General features: G+C 44.0%; 11 protein-coding genes. 3 read left to right on the top strand and 8 right to left on the bottom strand.

What is annotated here, in order from left to right:
- The first annotated feature begins 459 nt into the window (after positions 1–459).
- Positions 460–2,382 carry a PKD domain-containing protein gene (locus WCM76_08890; protein ID MEI6765743.1) on the top strand — a complete coding sequence of 641 codons (1,923 nt, stop codon included), beginning with the start codon at positions 460–462 and terminating at the stop codon, positions 2,380–2,382.
- A 35-nt stretch (positions 2,383–2,417) separates the two neighbouring features.
- The gene (locus tag WCM76_08885; protein MEI6765742.1) at positions 2,418–3,311 is read left to right on the top strand and encodes a DMT family transporter; all 894 of its coding nucleotides are present in this window, start codon (positions 2,418–2,420) and stop codon (positions 3,309–3,311) included.
- Positions 3,312–3,508: 197 nt separating this feature from the next.
- Here WCM76_08885 and WCM76_08880 read toward each other — a convergent pair whose 3' ends face one another.
- From WCM76_08880 to WCM76_08845, 8 genes are all read right to left on the bottom strand, one after another.
- A complete protein-coding gene (locus WCM76_08880) occupies positions 3,509–4,369 on the bottom strand; it encodes a T9SS type A sorting domain-containing protein (protein ID MEI6765741.1) in 861 nt (286 codons plus the stop codon).
- Between the two features lie 119 nt (positions 4,370–4,488).
- Positions 4,489–6,825 carry a PKD domain-containing protein gene (locus tag WCM76_08875; protein ID MEI6765740.1) on the bottom strand — a complete coding sequence of 779 codons (2,337 nt, stop codon included), beginning with the start codon at positions 6,823–6,825 and terminating at the stop codon, positions 4,489–4,491.
- A 30-nt stretch (positions 6,826–6,855) separates the two neighbouring features.
- The gene (locus WCM76_08870; protein ID MEI6765739.1) at positions 6,856–9,105 is read right to left on the bottom strand and encodes a PKD domain-containing protein; all 2,250 of its coding nucleotides are present in this window, start codon (positions 9,103–9,105) and stop codon (positions 6,856–6,858) included.
- A gap of 105 nt (positions 9,106–9,210) precedes the next feature.
- Positions 9,211–9,624, bottom strand: a complete 414-nt coding sequence (locus WCM76_08865) for a hypothetical protein (GenBank protein MEI6765738.1) — start codon at positions 9,622–9,624, stop codon at positions 9,211–9,213.
- 239 nt (positions 9,625–9,863) lie between these two features.
- Positions 9,864–12,188: a tail fiber domain-containing protein gene (locus WCM76_08860; protein ID MEI6765737.1), complete on the bottom strand. Its 2,325-nt coding sequence runs from the start codon at positions 12,186–12,188 to the stop codon at positions 9,864–9,866.
- A 156-nt stretch (positions 12,189–12,344) separates the two neighbouring features.
- Complete coding sequence (locus WCM76_08855) at positions 12,345–13,847, bottom strand: DUF6531 domain-containing protein (GenBank protein ID MEI6765736.1); 1,503 nt, start codon at positions 13,845–13,847, stop codon at positions 12,345–12,347.
- Positions 13,848–13,853: 6 nt separating this feature from the next.
- Positions 13,854–16,931: a tetratricopeptide repeat protein gene (locus WCM76_08850; GenBank protein ID MEI6765735.1), complete on the bottom strand. Its 3,078-nt coding sequence runs from the start codon at positions 16,929–16,931 to the stop codon at positions 13,854–13,856.
- Between the two features lie 197 nt (positions 16,932–17,128).
- Positions 17,129–17,686 (bottom strand): hypothetical protein, encoded by a 558-nt coding sequence (locus WCM76_08845; GenBank protein MEI6765734.1) that lies wholly within the window; start codon positions 17,684–17,686, stop codon positions 17,129–17,131.
- A 475-nt stretch (positions 17,687–18,161) separates the two neighbouring features.
- Between WCM76_08845 and WCM76_08840 the strand changes: the two genes are divergently transcribed.
- Positions 18,162–19,310, top strand: a complete 1,149-nt coding sequence (locus WCM76_08840; GenBank protein ID MEI6765733.1) for a T9SS type A sorting domain-containing protein — start codon at positions 18,162–18,164, stop codon at positions 19,308–19,310.
- Positions 19,311–19,419: the final 109 nt, after the last annotated feature.

Below are 19,419 nucleotides of genomic sequence, written 5' to 3'. Positions count from 1 at the left end.
TTTTTTTTTGAATGTGCCGTCTAAAAACTGAGAAAGAACCTGTCAGTAAATGAACAGCTTATAAAATGTTGTTTGTTTATTTATCCTAATAAAATGTTAAAACGGCACTTGCTTCAAAATATTGTAAAGGCGAAATCTTTTTTTTGAATTGTGGCGAGGGTACTCAGTTCTACTGAATTGCCTGGGAATTGTTGCATCTGATGGAATGCTGCCGCCAAAATATCACCCGCTATTCTCATCCTCCTTAAACATATACGTTATTCAAATACCAAATAAAAATTTTAGATTGTAAATGTTAAATTTTAAATTAATAAAAAAAGAAATTAATTTATTTATTCCAGAACGCACAAAGGTTTGAACAATTTAAAATGAAAAATTTACAATTAGTGCTTTAAGCTGAAAAAGAAAATTGCAGTGTGCAAACTTTGCCAAATCAGTCACCCTATCACAGAGAGGTCAGTGGCTGACAACCTGCCCCTATCCCTAAGTCCTCCCGATAAATCGGGAGGACTTGATATGGTGCAAAACAATAATTCTGTTTTCTATTGTTTCATTGAAAAAGAAAAATTATACATGCACCAGGCTTTCATAATCAGTCACCCTATCCCCGGACCGGGGATAGGGCCGGGGTCAGGGGCAGACAGCCTCCAAATCTACACAGCCTCTCTTCAACTCCACACAGCCTCTCTTCAAACAAAACCTGACAGGGTAAAAACAAAACCTGACAAGGTAAAAGTAAAACCTGACAAGGTAAAAACAAAACCTGACAGGGTACAAACCTACACTGCCTCTCTTCAACTCCACACAGCCTTTCTTCAAACAAAACCTGACAGGGTAAAAGTAAAACCTGACAGGGTAAAAACAAAACCTGACAGGGTACAAACCAAACTATGCTTACTTCAAACCTACACAGCCTTGCTTCAAACCCGCAATGACGATATTCATATTTTTAAATTTAAAATCTATAATTTATCATTTAAAATTCTTTTACAAACCAGAAGTTTGGGAATCATGCCTATGTCGCTACTATACAAATTATTGATTATTTTTGTACCAATCAATAATTGTACAGCCATGCTACGTAAGTTATTCTGCATCGTATTTGTATTTACTTCACTCCTTTCATTCGGTCAGGGTGTCGGAATCAATAATAACGGTTTACCTGCAACACCCTCTGCCCTGCTCGACGTGAGCGATACCACACGCGGAGTGCTTGTTCCGCGCATGACAAACGCCCAGAGAAACAACATCGTTAATCCGGCAAACGGACTATTAATTTTCAATACCAACACCTATTGTTTCAACTTTTTCAGGAACGGAAACTGGTACGAACTCTGCGGAAACTGCATAGGACCGTCAACGCCCACCGCCGGAAGCAACAGTCCCATCTGTGCCGGAAACACCCTTAACCTCACTGCCACCACCATCCCCAACGCTACGTATTCGTGGAGCGGTCCGCAGGGATTCACATCCACGGCACAAAATCCTGTCATCGCCAACGCTCAGGCATCGCAGTCGGGAACCTACTCGGTAACCGCCACCATTAACGGTTGCATGTCGGCAGCAGGTACGGTAACGGTAACGGTCAACAGCGTGCCCTCGGCAACCTTCACGTTTACACCTTCCAGTCCCAATATTGGTGCGCAGGTAACCTTTACGCCCACACTCAGCGGCGCCACCTACTCATGGACGTTCGCAAGCGGAACACCGGCTACCAGTACTGCCCAAAACCCTGTTGTTACATGGGCTTCTGCCGGCACCTATGCGGTTGGCCTGACGGTAACTTCCGGCGGCTGCAGCGCATCATCTTCTTCAAATATTGTTGTTTCATCAGCACCTGTCAATGTGCGTGCATTCATTACCAGCACAAAATACGATGGCAACTTAGGCGGACTCACGGGTGCCGATGCCAAATGCCAGGCAAGAGCTGTGGCTGCCGGCCTCACCGGAACATGGAAAGCCTGGCTCAGCGATGGCTCCACCAGCGCCGCCTCCAGACTCACCCATCCTACAGGACAAATAACCACCGTTAACGGGATTGTAATTGCCAACGACTGGGCAAGCCTGCTTGCACTGGTTGTTCATAATTTAAATTACAATGAATTCGGAGCCTTTGTCGGGCCTGAATCGGGTGGCAGCGCACACAGCTGCAGCTGGGCAGGCGGCTACTTCCTGTTTGCATGGACCAATACCAGCACCGCCAGCGGAACAGTTGGCAACATCTGGGGAACAAACCACTGCAATAACTGGTCGTCCAATTCTTCCGGATTATTCGGAGCTACCGATTACATATATAATGTAACATCCAACTTCACTTACAATTTCGGCGAAACCTGCTGGGACTGCTATATGATGAACCGCCTCGAATGCTTTGAGCAGTAAGAGTTATTAATCAGCATTTATCACGTAATAATTGAATGGAGAAGGTTCCGGCGGCGCAGCAGTTCAAGCTGCATATCATCGTATTTATTCTTGGTTTTACCGCTATCCTTGGTAAGCTGATTCACATACCTGCCATTCAGCTGGTGTGGTATCGTACGTTTATTGCCTGTTGTGCATTGTTCATTATACTCCTTGCCGGGAAGGTAAAATTGCGTCTTCCGATTGTTGACCTTGCAAAGTTAGCCGGCATCGGGCTCATTGTAGCAACCCACTGGATCTGTTTTTTTCATGCCATCAAAGTGTCGAATGTATCGGTTACGCTGGGAATTTTATCTACCACCACCCTGTTCACCAGTTTTCTTGAACCGCTGATAAGCAAAAAGAAGATTTCTCTTATTGAAGTATTTATCGGCTTGCTCATTATAGCGGGCATCTATATTATTTTCCGTTTCGAGACGCGCTATGTGGCAGGAATTATTTTCAGTTTACTTGCAGCCTTTTTCGCTAGTCTGTTCAGCGTTCTCAACAAGAGCATCGCACTCAAATACGACACCAACAATACCGCCTTCTGGGAAATGCTGGCAGGCTTTGCAGGCATTACAATTTTCATGTTCGCTTCGGGCGAAATGGAAGTGGCAAAACTTACGCTTTCGCTGAGTGATATTCTGTTCCTGCTCATTCTTGGCGTGGTATGCACAGCCTTTGCTTTTGCCGCCACCATCAGACTCATGCAAAAGCTTTCGGCCTACTATATAGTACTTGCCATTAACCTTGAACCAATCTACGGCATTCTGCTTGCCTGGTTCATCTTTGGCGAATCGGAACACATGACTGCCGGATTCTATACCGGAGCCGCCATCATTCTCTTATCGGTGTTCTTCTATCCCATCCTTAAACGAAGAATCACCCGCGCTAATAATGTTAATTAATTAATTGCTTGACGCGCCTCATAAAAATTTCTTACATAAAACAAGGGAATCATTAATACCTATTTCCGAAGGAAAGCCATTTTCCGGCAGCGTTAGAGGAAAAGGTTGCAAGGAAGAATTGCCCGTATCAACAATCAATATAAAAAAAAGAGGCTGCCCGAACAGGACAGCCTCTTTTAAATCTTGCAGAACAATTCCTAATTCACCACAATCTTCTTCAGCATCCTCTTTCCCCCATTACTTACTTCCACAAAATAAATTCCGTTGGAATAAGTGTTCAGGTTCAGTGAATATTTCTGTGCTGTGGTCACATCGGTAAAAACAAGCTGACCGCTGTTGTTGTATAATTTTATCAGGTTGAATGTTCCGTCGAGGTCAATATTCATAATGTCGTTCACCGGATTCGGATAGGCGTTCAACACGTCCATGCTTATTTCACCGATATCGCTGCCTGTTTCCATTGTTACATCATCAACATACAATGTAGTTCCGAGCTGGGGAGCTTTACCGGCAGAGGAGAACATAACGATATTGATGGTGTCGGGAGTTCCGGGAAGTGAATACGTAATGGGAACTTCGAACAGTGTCCAGGCCGGAGTTGCCGTAGTAGTTGTAAATGTACCTAAACCAATGGTATCGTGTGCAAGATAGCAGCAAGCGCTGATAGACATGGTATCGTTTACATTGTTCTCATACTTGAAATAGCCCTTTACTTTGGCCGGTTTCATGGAAATGGGAACACCGCCGGTGAAGAAAGGTGTCATGGTGCTGATATTGAATCCGGGAACACCGTAATTGCAGAAACCGGTTGTGGGTACGCTCACAATGGGTGCGGGCTGTGTTGTCATTTTCCCTGCAAATCCTGAGTGACCGATAGCCTCTTTATATAATGTATAGAAAGTAATCGGAGGCATGGTCATGGTAATGGTACCGGTCCAGCTCACTGCGGTGGAGTCATTGGTCCAGTTCTCGAAATCTCCGTTGGGAAGCATCTGTGCAAATGCAGCAGAGGTAAACAGGCAAAACGCGCCGATAAGGGTTAACAGATTTTTTTTCATATCAATTTAATGTTAGTGGTTTTAAATTATTGTGTCTGCAAAAGTATCAAAAATAATCTCATAAAAACAAAAGAGCCGCCATATGTATGATGGCAGCTCTCGTAGTCAATCAACAGTAGTTATTTCAGCAACGTTACGTGACCTATTTCTTTATACCTTTTGCCGTCGGCAGCGGTAAAATAAATCAGCCATACGTAAACATCTTCCTGGCAATATTTCCCGAGGTGGTTTCCATCCCAGCCTTTCGAAAGGTCTGATGTTTCATAGATTTGTTTGCCCCAGCGGTCATAAATACGCATGATATAGCTGTCGGGCTCAATGCCTGAAATAAAGGGCGTGAAAACATCATTGAGTCTGTTGCCGTTCGGTGTAAACGCATTGGGAACAAAAATGATTAATTCAGGATATACAACAATTGTATGCTTTACTGTATCTGAGCATCCCATCGGGCTCGTAACAATGAGTATTACCTCATAGGTTCCGGGCTCTGAATATATATGAACGGGGTTCTGCATTTCGGATGAGCTGTCCCACTGTGATACCGGGTCACCAAAGTTCCATTCCCAGGCAACAGCATTGGTTGACTCATCGGTAAACTGCACTGACGGGTCATTCATATAAACCTGTTTCGGATTCGCATCGAACTCCGCATGCGGCCATGGATAAGAAGTAATCTGCATGGTGCCTGTTCCTTTACAGCCATTGGTAAGATCAACGCTGAGCAAAACATCATACGTACCTTGCTGGTTGAATGTATGAATCGGATTCAGTGAATCGGCTACATTATAATTACCGGACTGTATGTCGTCAAAATTCCATACCCATGATGAATCAACCACATCAGAACCGGGAACATAATTGAACTGCACTTCAAGCGGCGTGCATCCTTCAAGTGGTTCGGCGGTGAAGCCTATGCCTGAGTTGCCTGCCACCGTTACGGTAATTGTTCCGCTTGCGGTGCAATTGGCACCCGTACTGGCACTCACGGTATAAGTGGTAGTGGCTGCAGGCGATGCAGTAACAAGTGCACCGGTAGTAGCCGATAATCCCGTAGGAGGATCCCATACATAGGAGGCAGCACCTGTAGCCGTGAGCTGCACCGATTCGCCGGTACATATCGACGGGTTGGTGGGTCCCAGCACAAGACTGGCATTACTGGCAACAGTAACGGTAACAGTGGTGGAACCGGTACAACCGCTTCCGTTGTCACCATTCACAGAGTATGTTGTTGTAACGGCAGGATTCGCTGTAACAACAGCGCCGGTTGTAGCAGATAATCCGGTTGCAGGCGACCATGTATAATTGGCAGCCCCTGAAGCCGTGAGGTCAACCGAATCGCCTATACAAATCACAGGACTCGACGGGTTGACCGCGAGCGTGAGATTTGCCGCAACACTAACCGTAACGTTGGCAGTTCCGGTGCAGCCGAAGCTGGTTCCGGTAACAGTGTAGGTTGTTGTGGTGGCAGGTTGAACAGTTACAGGGTTGGTAGTACCAAGGCCATTGCTCCATAAATATGTATTTGCTCCGCCGGCAGTAAGCGTCGACGAACCACCTGTGCACAGTGATGCAGGATTTGCGGAAGCAGTAACGGTTGGTACCGGATGCACAACTACGGTATGTGTAACTGTTGTCGTACAGGGAACATTGCTGATAATAACAAGAGTTACATTATAAGAACCGGGAGCGGCATAGGTGTGAGTAGGATTCACACTGGTGCTTGTTCCTCCATCGCCGAAAGACCAACCCCAGTTTGTAATCTGACCTGAAACCGAGGTCGAACTGTCGTGAAAAACCATGGGTGAACCAATACAAACGTCGGTCCAGCCAAACTCAGGAATATCGCTTTGCGGAGTAATGGGCGACATATTGTCCATCAGCAGGTACTGCCCATCGGTACAACCAAGGCTGTGAATGAGGAATAAGATATGATTCCAGTTCTGAGTCGGTGTAAACGTAAGGTTGTATGTTTGCCAGTTAAAGTTAGTAACACTGGCTGATGACCACAGAAGCTCGGACATATCGCATCCGCTGTTAACACCCGACATGCCGCCCCATAGGTCAAGCTGAACACAGTTGGGTGGAATCAGGATTCCGGTTGCAGGGTCGGCCGAAGCGGGAACTGCCAGGTCGATGGTGAAATTGTAGGTAGTACCTGCAATCATCGGTGAACTCAGCGTCTGCCCTGCTCCTTCAATCCAGTTAATACTAGGTGCACTGACCAGACCTATATACGAACTTCCGTTCGAAGGAGGCAGTGTTATTCCCCAGGAGCCGGGTTGCGTATCGGGTGTAACCCCGGGCATACATATATCCCACGATGGTGGTGTAACGTGAGGTGCAGGAGTTCCTTCGAACGAAGGATTGGCAACGGTGAGTACCGTGCCACCGCACTGGGCAAACAGCTGCCCCAGAAAAACGGCCTGCAATACGATTAATGCAAAAACTCTCCTCATTATGTTATTTATTATGTTGATTTTACTCAATTATCTTATTAAAGTTACAGTTCCATTTAATTTATATACCACACCATCAAGACCGGTAGCTTCAATTATGTAGTAATATACTCCGTCTGCGGCATCACCACCGCTTTTTTCAACTCCGTTCCAGCCTTCAGCAGGATTGGTACCTTCATACACTAATTTTCCCCAGCGGTTATAGATAACACAGGAATAGGTACCAATGGCAACAGATTCCGGTTTAAAAAGGTCATTGTGGCTATCGCCATTGGGTGTAAACACATTCGGTACTACCAGCGAAGAGGGCAGAATTGCGATGATATCAACAAAGAAGGTGTCGACACAGAAATCAGGTGCACCGCTGCTGATTATTAATTTAACGGTGTAAGTTCCGATGTTAGGATAAACATGAACCGGATTTTGAATTGTTGAAGTACCGCCGTCGCCAAATGTCCATGAAAACTGCGATGCACCGGTTCCTAAAAACGTGAAGTTAACGCTCAGCGGAATGCTGCCGGTTATTGGGCTTGCGCCAAAAGTTGCGTCAACCAATGTACTGGTACCAACATGTGAAGTACTGTTGAGTGCGCAGTTATTTGCATCTGTAACGGTCACACTATAACTTCCATCGCAAAGTGAAGTAGCCGCAGGTGTCGTTTGCAGGTTGTTCCAATGGTATGTATAAGGAGGCACACCACCATATACATCAGCTTCAACTTTACCGTTGCAACTGTATACACAACTCTCATCAGTCGGATTCAGAAGCAGTGAAAGCGCTGTTGGCTCAGTAATAGTCACGGTATCGAGTGCAGTGCAGTTATTTCCATCAGTAACGGTAATAATATAGGTACCGGCGGCAAGCCCATTGGCAGTTGATCCGCTTCCTCCGTAAGGAATCCAGTTATAGGAATAAGGTGCAGTACCTCCTGCGGCAGTTATCACTGCACTTCCGGTACTGTCGCCGTTGCAGAGCACATTTACACTGTTGGTAATCGCCGCAGTTAACAGCGTTGGTTCTGTAATGGTGAGTGTATCAACAACCACACAACCTGCAGAATCTGTTACTGTAACTGTATAGGTTCCTGCGTCAAGGCTGCTGATATTGGCACCGCTTCCGCCACCCGACCAATTATATGTATATGGAGAAAGACCATTGAGTGCTGTAACCGTTCCGCTCCCATCGGCGCCACCAAAACAGCTTACATTATCAATAACTGTTGCATTGGCCTGTAGCTGGGATATTGTAATAGGTGCCGTGAAGGTTGCTGAATGGCAGCTATCTGATGATACTACCGTTAGCGTAACATTATATTGACCGGGATTATAATAGGTATGCGCCGGGTTTTGTGCAGTACTGCTTCCTCCGTCACCAAAGGTCCAGTGCCAATTACTGACTGTACCGCCGTTGCCGTTCGAGCCATCCGTAAAGCTCACCGACGAACCGACACAACCAACGGGAGGTGTGAAATTCGCGACGGGAATCGGATAAACATGAACCAAATGTGTAACTGAAGTGGTACAAGGAACATCGCTGTAGATTTCGAGCGTAACGCTGTAAGTTCCGGGTGCTGCATACGTATGATTCGGATCCTGAGAAACGCTTGAATCGCCATCACCAAAATGCCAGTTCCAGTTTGTAATAATTCCCGACGGAGAAGCAGAGGAATCGGTAAATTGCACTAAATCGCCATTGCATACATTATTAAAACCGAATTCAGGAATATCAGTCATTGGGACCAGTGGTGTCATATTATCAACCATGATATAAGGTCCATCGGTACAACCCAGACTTTGAATCCGAAATAAAATATGGTTCCAGTTCTGAGTCGGAGTAAAGGTAATGGGGAATGTAACCCATGTAAGATTGGTTACATTGCCCGACTGCCATAAAAGTTCGGCAGCATCGCACCCGCCGTTAATCCCGGCAGTACCTCCAAAAAGTTGCAGTTCCACGCAGCCGGGAATAATTCCGTATCCATATACGTTGGTGGTAGCCAGATCTATCGTGAAATTATAAGTTGTACCGGCAATCATGGGTGAACTGAGTGTTTGCCCGGCACCTTCCTGCCAGTTTGAGCTTGACTGATGAACCAGACCAAGGTATGAATTACCGTTTGAGGGTGGTAATGTAATTCCCCATGAACCCGGCTGAGTATCGGGGGTAACACCGGGCATGCATATATCCCAGCCCGGAGGGGTAATATGGGGAGCCTGGGGTCCTTCAAATGACGGATTGTTCACAGTAAGAACGGTCCCTCCACACTGCGCCATTGCCATGTTCGCAGATAAAAATACGCAGGTAGATAAGCAAAATAATCTATAAAAAAAGACACTAATTTTCACGTCGGGAGCTATTTGCAACAATAAGCGAAAGACTATTTATTATTTTTCCGGTTCAGACAGTACTTTGGTATCACCATCAATTAGAATGGTGGAATATCCCAAATTAATAAGAGCCTGTTTGAAATCTTTGACTTTTGCCTCGGGGACAAGAGTAACGGTTGCCTGAAAATCGGCAGCAACGGTAGCAATTACATTCACTAACCTGACGCTGGGCTGTTTGGCAAGATTTGCTTTGAAAGCATCTATTTCGGTTCCGTTTTGAACGCCCGAAATGCTGAATTCAAAAACCTTTTCATTCATGGCATCCAACTTAAAGAGTTTCCCCTCTGTCTTCTGAAATGAAAGTGTAAGCAAATGATTATTGGTTTGTGCTGAAAGGCTTCCTGCAAATGCGAATATCATACAGGCAATGATAGCTCCGGCGAATCTGGTTTTAAGAAAGGTATTCATCATTTTATCGTTAATTGTTTTATTAATATTAATAGAAAGAAACGCTCAATTTAATAAATTACATATTCACTTTTTTCAGACGTGTCAATTGTGGTATTGGTTGCCTCTGGGGTGCTAATTCTTTTATTTAATTACTAACAGCAGTTGGTTTACAAGTATGAAAACAAAATCAAACATTTTTATTCTAAAAAAGAAACCGTCGTGAATCAGACGGCTTCCGGTTCAGGTGAGGTTGCCCTCTCCTATTTCTTTTCAAGTTTTTCCAGTCGTTCGTTTAATGCGGCATTCGATTTACTAAGCTCATCAATCAAAGTTTTGAGGTTTGCAACTTCTTTGTCTTTTTCAAGCAACATTTGTTGATGTTTCTGAACTTCTTTAAGAAGCAGGATTGAGAGTGCGGGGTACTTCACCGCATCGGGAATCAGGGCATCGGAAGTACTGCCTTTCACAACATCTTTTTCGTGAGCCCATTCAACCAATTCAGGAATTACCAATGCCACTTCTTCAGCAATCAGGCCAAAGAATCTGCCCTTTTCACCATTAGAGTTATATGAAACAGGCCTCAGCTTATATATATTCTCTGTGTTGATTTCAAGGTCGGTAATATTATTTTTGTAGCGTGCCGAAGAGGCAGACCTCATAATACGGCCGGCGGCGTCAACATAAAGATTTGCAGGATTGGCGGTAATGGCATTGAAAGCGCCCATACAATAAAAGAAGGTAATGGTATTATCGCCCAAACGCACCTCATTGCTATTCATGGCTTTTGCGTTTGAACCGATTACTGAAACATTGCTCAGACTGCTGTCATTCACATTTGCATTATAGCCAATAGCGGTATTGTCATGTCCGTACACCACACCAAAAAGTGCGTTGTAGCCGGCTGCGGTATTATTATATCCGGTGGTGTTATTCTTCAACGCCGAACCCCCGGTTGCGGTATTCTTAGAGCCTGTGGTATTGAAATAGAGTGATAAAGCTCCAACGCCGGTATTATTACTAGCCGTTGTATTCTCGTAAAGAGAATTATGACCTACCGCTGTATTAAGTGAGCCGGTGGTTGTGCGATACAGTGTCCAGGTTCCCATACCGGTATTCTGCATACCGGTCGTATTATGGTATAAGGATGCACTTCCCGTACCTGTGTTTTCAGTACCTGTTGTATTTGAATAAAGTGTCCATGCACCCAAAGCGGTATTTACATAACCGGTAGTATTGACATAAAGGGCACCATAGCCAGCCGCAGTGTTCTGGTTTCCCGTAGTATTATAATAAAGTGTATTATAGCCCTGCGCTGTGTTGGAGCCGCCGGTGGTATTTGTATAGAGCGAATAGGCACCAAAGGCTGCATTATTATTTCCTGATGTGTTCGAATACATTGCCTTGGTTCCGGTAGCAGTATTATTGTAGCCTATATTATTCGAATACATGGCATTTGCACCTGTTGCAGTATTGTTTGAGCCGGTTGTATTTGCAAACATTGCAGCCTTGCCTACCGCGGTTCCAAAGGAGCCGGTAGTATTATTCCAGTAAGCGGCATCGTCGCCGACAAAAAGATTATTGCTTCCTTTAATGGTAAGAACGCAATGATTATTTATCATGTAAACGCTGTCGTTTGCAACATTAATATTTCCGGTAACATCAAGCCTTTGACTGGGGCTGGTATTGCCAATTCCTACTTTTCCGAAGTTAGTTTCAAATACCGGTGCAACAGTACATGTTCCTGTTGTGCCGTTGGATTTAAAAAGATAATTTACGCTGGCGCAACCAACGGGACCTGAAGGACCGGTTACACCGGCGGGACCTGTTGTTCCATTAACACCGGCTGTTCCGGCGGGACCTGTAACACCTGTAGCACCTTTCAATCCGGTTGGGCCTGTTATCCCTGCGGCTCCGGCAACACCGGCAGCACCGGTCGGGCCGGTCGGACCGGGAAGACCAGCTCCTGTGGGACCTGTTACACCTATTGCACCATTTGCTCCGGCAGGGCCGGCAGGGCCTGTCGGACCCGGAAGACCTGCACCTGTAGGTCCGGTTACACCATTAGCGCCGCTTGCGCCGGCAGGACCGGCAGGGCCTGTTGGACCCGGAAGACCTGCACCGGTGGGACCGGTAGGACCTTGTGCTCCATTCGTTCCATTAGTACCATTAGCGCCATTAGCTCCATTAGCTCCGTTTGCACCGGCAGGTCCCTGAGGACCCATCGGACCCTGGGGTCCCTGAGGACCGGTTGGTCCCGTGACTCCGCTACCGCCACTACCGCCTGTACACATGGATACCCATGACGGAATGGTTGCATCATAAAAAAAGACACATTTATTGTCCGTATCATATACCATTAATCCGTTAGCCGGTAACGGAATGCTCAAGCGTTGTACAGAGGTCATTCTTGGGATAAGCAGCCCTTTTGATTTCGAATCAATATCAAGAGCGGAGGATGGATCGGGCAGTGCACCGGTTGCATTAATACCTACATTTTGCTGAGCATTAGCTGAATGAGGTATAATAGCTTGCACTGAGACAATAAATATAATCAGTGCTGTTAGTTTATAAAGTGTTCTAAACATGACTAAAGTGTTTGATTTTTTTGTATTTAATTTTAATTGCAACGCAAATATAGGCATTTCATTTATCAGGTAAAGCACCCGAATAATAATATAATTAACAAGATTAGTAACATAAAGGTTGCCGCTACGAAATAATTTTTATTCACATTTAAATTGTCAACGGCTCCAAAGATTGTCAATATTGTCGGTGATGTAAGTGTACGACAGCACCCTAAGCCAGAGCTCAAGTTGAGTAAGTTCCGCGTCCGTGGCGGCTTTTGAAAAGTTTACCGGGCAATTGAGGCTTGCCCCCGAAGGTGTTGTCACAAGCAGAGGCGTATTTTTATCGTCATAAGAAAAATTAAAATTGCGGGATTCAACGGTAATAGTTTTCAACAGATTATCCGTAATAATAACGTCGGCGCAGCGTCCGGAAATTTCGCATATTTTTAGCAAGTTGCCTTTAATATCATAGCTATACTTGTAGATTTCTTTATTTTTAAACAACGTATCAATCCGGTGGTGTGCTTCATTAAAGATTTGAATGCATGAATCCTTATCATTAATTATCAGCGACAGCCGCCATACCCAGGACGTTCCAATGGCATCTGTTTTCAAACTGTACCAGCGTGATTCTTTACTTGTAATGCTATCTTTTTTGTTTCGCTGAATGACCACAGAGCCATATTCGGTATCCGATACGCTGGGATATTGATATTCGGTACTGGTGCTGTCGCGGTAAATTACTTTGGTGGCAAAGCCCGATTTATTGTATTCTATTGCCATGCGCTGACCGTCCGTATATATAATCGAGGTCATGTTGCTGTTACCGTCGTACTCATATCTATAAATGTGGGCTCCGATATCGCAGCTGTAAGTAAGATTATTTTTCTGGTCATATTCATATTTTGCGACCCTGTTTTTCTGATCAGCAACCTGAATAATCCTTCCGTTTTTATTGACATCAATTAGAAGAAAGTTGCCGCTGTTGTCACTTATTTTTTTAATAAAAAGTGAATCGCTGAATTCAAAGTTCAAGCTGTTCCCCTTGGCATCTTCAATTTTTATCAGTTTCCCCGCAAGGTTAAAAAACTCTGTGTTCCCGTTGGAATTTGACCGGTTGAATCCTTCGGCAGTAGCAACAATATATTCAAAACCGCCACAACCGCAGCTTGAATACAGCTTTGTACCGGGTGCAATCACACGATTTCTGACCATTCCCTTGTTCAGATATTTTTTCCAGTACGTGTGACGCACCTCCTGGTCATTGAGCAGCCTGGATTTCATTTTTAAAATCTCATCGGGAGTAGTTAACCTGCCTTCTGTTTTCATAGCTGTTACCAATTCATCAATGGCAACAGAGATATCCTGCATATCCCATTCTTTGGGCTTTTGCACATCCCGTTTTCCGCTGCCGTTGTTAAACATAAGCACGCCGCCACCCGGCAGGGTTATAAGGTAAGTTTCGTAATCGCTCCCCCATCCTACTCCAAACCAGCCTATATCAGCAATCTTTGAATTATAGGTTCTGGAAATTTGAAGCTTCATTGGGGAATTGCTGAACACAAAATCCATATAGCCGACATAGAAATTTCCGTTTTTAGGATTTACAGCGGCAAAGCAAAACACATTGAACAATAGAAATAATGGCAGAATTAATATTAGCAGTTTACGTTTCATACCACACTATTTATTGCATAATTGTGACAGGGATTCAATCAATTTCAATGTTTTGGGACTGTACATAGTTTTAAGCCACGTTTGATTCAGGTATTGAGGGTTTTCAATTTTTTCTTTCTTAAACAACAGGATTGCAGCGTCAGTATTTCCTTGCTGATACAGCGCCAGTGCCTTACCAAGATACGACGGAAAAGGGTCATTCGCCATCAGTACGTCATAAATATTAATTGCCTCGGCAGGCTTATTTAAATCAAGAAGAATTCGGGCATACAGAGCATTTACAGATTCCTTAATGAGCAAAGACAAGGTTCCCGATGATTGCAGCGGTTCAATATATTTCATTGCATCTTCAGGTTTATCGGTTAGATAATAAACATGCGCAATGCCAATGGCAGTGTTCACATTGCCGGGGTCCAGCTCTAATGCAGTATTATAGGCATTCACAACAGTTTTAAGTTTCTGTTTTCCCGAAGCAGTTTGATCACTCAGGGCGTCGAGAGCCAGCGAATCGGCGCGGCTTTTTAAAAGGTAAGCAAACTCGACTGACTTGTGCTTGTAAGGATTGAGTTGTTGTGCTTCCAAAAAATATTGTTTTGCCGATTGGAAATTCCCCTGTTTCAGAAAAATATAGGCAAGTGAAGAATAGCCGTATGAATAGAACGAATCGACCTCAATACTTTTCCGGTACCAACGAATGGCAGAATCAGTGGTATTTTGTCTAAAGTAGAAATTGGCAAGACGATAATACAGCAAAGGCGAATCGGGAAAAATAAAAGCGGCATCACGATAGAGTTTTTCCGCGTCAGCCGGGCGATTCAGCTGTTCATAGAATTCACCGAGTTTAAGATAACTGCTGAGAAAAAGCGGGTCTTTTTCTATGGAAGTTTTGAAGATTTTTTCAGCGCCGGTATATTCTTTTCGGTTCCAGGAATTAATGCCCATCAGATACAACGACCTGGCAGAGCCTTTGCATTTTGACATACACTGCTTCATTATTTTCTCTGAAGCAGCAATATCGCCGGTGCTCAAATAATAACTGCTTAAATTATAATAGGCATCTTCATTGTACGGATCAAGCTCAATGGCTTTTCTGAAAAGGGCCTCAGACAAATGATAAACAGGCAGGGTGACATCGAAACCTTTGTAGAAATTTCCCAATGAATTATAGTATTCTGCAAAAAACGGTTCCAGTGAAATGGCTTTTAAATAATAATTTTCGGCGACTTTAAGTGAATCGATGAATGTGCTGTAATAGTCACCTAATTTGATATTGACATCAGCATACAGCGTATCCATGATCTTTGCTTCCATAAAATATTTTTTGGCATCGGCCAACCGCCCCTGATCTTTGGCGAGTGTACCCAGATTCATAACAGGTACAGGGTCGCCGGGTTGCAGGCGAATTGCTTTTTGCCACAGCAAGCGGCAGTTCTCGTATTTCCCCTGATCAAAATACAGACAGCCGAGGTTATTGTAGCCCCACGAAAAAGTACTGTCGGAAAGTACAAGACCACGAAAAATATTTTCCGACTGCGCCCACATTCTTCTGCTGCTATATACCAAACCCAGATTGCTCTTTGGATAAGTCCACCGGGGAGCGCGCTCAATAGCTTTTTTAAGACTTGTTTCAGCAACAGCATAATGACCGTTGAGCAGATAGAGTTTTCCTAATGCATTGTATGAATACGCAGCATTTTTATCCAGTTTATTCGATTTTTTCAGTTTCTTTTCTGCCGTTTTGTATTCTGGCCTGTTTTCGGCACGAATTATAGCCATGGCTTCGAGGAAGAGCTTTTTGGGAAGCATTGTTTTTATAAGCGCCGTTTTGGTGATGAATAATTCGCGGGCAACTCCAATTTCCCGTGCGGCTTTCTCGAATTGTGCTGCCGGCGGCATATTCCCGCTACCGCTGAGATAAATATCAAGAACTTTTTGCGCACTATTATCCAAAGCCACAAAGAGACTTCCTTTCGCTTTGCGTATGGTCTTTTTATCGGCCTGAGAATTTTGCAAGTCTTTATAGTAAGAATAGGCGCATGCATCAGCCGGTTCAAGCAAACGGTCTGAATGCAGGCATGACATAAATGCAAGAATAATTTTATTCACAGCCGTATCTGCCGAAAATACAGGATTGCCAGTAGCACGCGAAGCCAGTAATGATTCGACGTTCATTTGCTTATCAAATTTCTCGCCGCTGACGGATGAAATTTCCGTGTTGGCATCTCCCAGAAACACCGGATTTTGTTTCTTGGCCGTTGCCATGCGTACCGATTTTTTTACATAGAATTCCAGCTCAGAGAAGTCAACCAGGCTGTCGCCCATTTCGTCGGCGGCACCTGCCATTCCATCAATAAGAAAATAAGTAAAAGCGCCATGGCCGCCTCCCCATTGCGGATCTTCATAGGATGACTCGTTGGCCTGGCATGATGCGATGCGTGAAATTTTGTCCCATTTTTCAGACAGTACGCGGGCAGTAGCATATGCACCGGTTTGTGAAGTAGCATATTTTCCCGAACGGCAGGCATCGGTTACTAAAAGAACCGAAATATTTTTTTCAAGACCTGAAGCTATCAGTTTATGTAAATCCATCATGCTGACGGCATCTGAGATTGAATAATCGGCATCTGTAGAAGCGCCGTGACAAAGCAGGAATGCATCGTCAATGCGTTTCGCCGAATCGCTGAACACATCGCCATGACCGGCAAAATAAATAATCAGGCGGTCGCCGCCGGACGATTCATCTATAAGTTCTGAAATAGTTTCTTTGATTTGCACCGCGCTTGCTTCGGCATTCAGGATAAGACGGATATTTTCGTTGTCTTTTGCCGGATACAGACGTTTAAGAAGGGCATAAAATAGCAGTGCATCATCGTCGGCAAATTGCAGCTGGCGGTTTTCAGGAAGATTCGGATATTCGGAAACACCGACCACAACGGCGCGTGTAAAACCAGACTTTTCCTTATCCTTATTAACAATAATGCCTCTTCCTGTTTGAGCAACGAGCATCAACGGCATAAACGCAATCAGGCAAAAGATGAAAACGACGATTTTGCTAAAAGACGTTCTGCCCCCGAACTGTTGCATAAAAACACTATTAGTTTGTGCTTTATAAAGGTAATAAGTAAAAAGTAATTCCCCGAAACTCATCAGGACTTCAAAATTATTAAAAAAAGCCAACAATAGCTACAATAAGAAAAGGTTGCCCTTTTGAGACAACCTTTCCTTAAATCATTATACAATATATTTTTCTGTTGCCGGGGTCATAACGCCCGGGCAGCCTGTTACAGCTGGCTCAACAGTTCGGTTGCTTTTTCTCCGTCGTAGGGGTTAGATTTAGCAATAGTTGTAAGTATATCCTTGGCATCAGTTTCTTCGCCTACCTTAAGATAACACAATGCAAGGAACCATTGTGCATCAGCAGCGAGGTTGGTCTGACCGGCATTAGCTACAGCCGTGAAATCAGCAATAGCGTTCATGTGGTCGTTGGTTTGCATGTAAGCAAGGCCTCTGTAAAAAATAGAAGCGGTGTAGTTCTGGTCGCCGGCCTGCACATTGCTGAGCGCTGAAATAGCTCCACCGAAATCTTTAGCGGTAAAGAGGTCCATCCCGTTCGCAAAGGATGTATTCTCTACCACACCGTCTCTCTGTGTCATGTCGGCCTGATAACCTGTGTTGTACTTTTCATACAACTGATCGTTCTTGGGCATTCTGTTACCGTTCAGCACCATAATTGCTGATGCAACGATTAACAGCGCAAGAGTGGCAAACATTGCCAGCTTAACCTTGCCCGAGCGTGGTGCAGGTCTCCCCCTGTCACGCATTGCTGTTTTAGTTTTCATTTTAGTTGAATTTAGTTAGTAAACGTTTAAATTATTTAGTGATTTGCTTATTTTCTGATTTCAAATCAAGCGGTGTTACGCAGAATTTCACACAAAGTTACATATTTCGTCGACAAACACTAATAATTAGTCGATGAAATTATTAAGGACTGATTAGGAATTTTCGGATTAGGAAATATAATAACTCTAATTTACAGCTACTTAGAAGTATAATTATGGGCTATTATCAGCAAAAAAGTTATTAACATAGGATTAGAATATTAACTAATCATGAATAATTAATAATTAAAAATGGATTAATTATGGACGGTTTCGAGTAGAAAAAAGATGATTTCCTGGCCTATTGCCTTTACAATTTTGCACTAAATACCTTGCTTTGCTTATTCATAAACGGGAAATATTTTTTTCACTTTGACCAATTCCTGAATAAAAAAAGATATTTTTATAGGATAATAACCAACTATAATTATTCCTTATGAGAAAAGCCTTACTCCTCTTTATTTTGGCAATTGTTTTCTTTTGCAGCGAAACTCAGGCATTGTGGACCAATAAAACCATGATGTTTGGCGGTATCTCAAGAAGCTACCGGGTATATCAATCGGTGAACTACAACGCATCTGTACCGGCCTCACTAATCATAGCGCTGCACGGACTGGGTGATGACATGAACAATTTTTCGGGCATCGGGCTGAACTACATTGCTGACACGGCAAATATCATCTGCATATTCCCTCAGGCAATTGTAGATCCTTTACTCGGGAGCTCTGCATGGAATTCGGGTGCAGGATATATGGGTTACACCCTCAACGCAGGTATCAATGATATCGGGTTTATAAATGCATTGATTGATACTGCTATTGCAAAATACGCCATTGATATCCATCGCGTGTATCTGTGCGGTTTCTCGATGGGCGGTTTCATGACGGAGCGTATGGCGCTGCAGTCCAATACAAGAATAGCGGCCTTTGGTTCCATGTCGGGCACCATCGGAAATATGCTTACTAATTTAAACCCGGGAAGGCATGTTCCCATCATTCATTTTCATGGCACATCTGATTCTACAGTTTATTATTCAGGTAACTTGTACGGAATGGATGCTGAAGCCCTGATAAGTTTCTGGGTGGGGAATAATGCCTGTGATACTACGCCTGTAACATTCAGTTTCCCGAATACGGCTAATGACAGTATAACCGTGGAACGCTATCAGTATTCGAGCGGCACTCTTGAATCGGAAGTATGGTTCTATAAAATGATTGGCGCAAGTCATACACTGCTCTTTCAACCTACGAATGATATCACTGAGGTGATGGAAATGTGGCAGTTCTTCAGGAGGCATACGCTGGCTACGGCCGGTATCCCGGTTCAGGCGAATCCTGAAACAGACGTGCAGATATATCCTAATCCGGCGAGTACTTTTGTAAATGTGAATCTTCCTGAAGGAAGCAATGAGCACTTCACTCTTGATATATATAATGTACAAGGTGTGAAAGTGTCATCGGAGCAGATGACCGGCACTTCCAATATTATTAATGTGAGCGACCAAGGATTTGCAAGCGGCATGTATTTTTTCAGGATATCGGGCAATGGTATGAACTGTGCTCAAAAGGTACTGATTAAAAAATAATTTCAAAAAAACATCTACTAACTAAACACATATAAAATGAAAAAACGTTTATTATTATTCACTGTTGTCCGGTAAAAGTTTGAAAGAAGCCGAAGCATAAGCCCGGCTT

It is taken from the genome of Bacteroidota bacterium, from assembly GCA_037133915.1.
In the GTDB taxonomy this organism is placed as follows: domain Bacteria; phylum Bacteroidota; class Bacteroidia; order Bacteroidales; family CAIWKO01; genus JBAXND01.
This window is presented reverse-complemented; position numbering and strand designations above follow the sequence as displayed.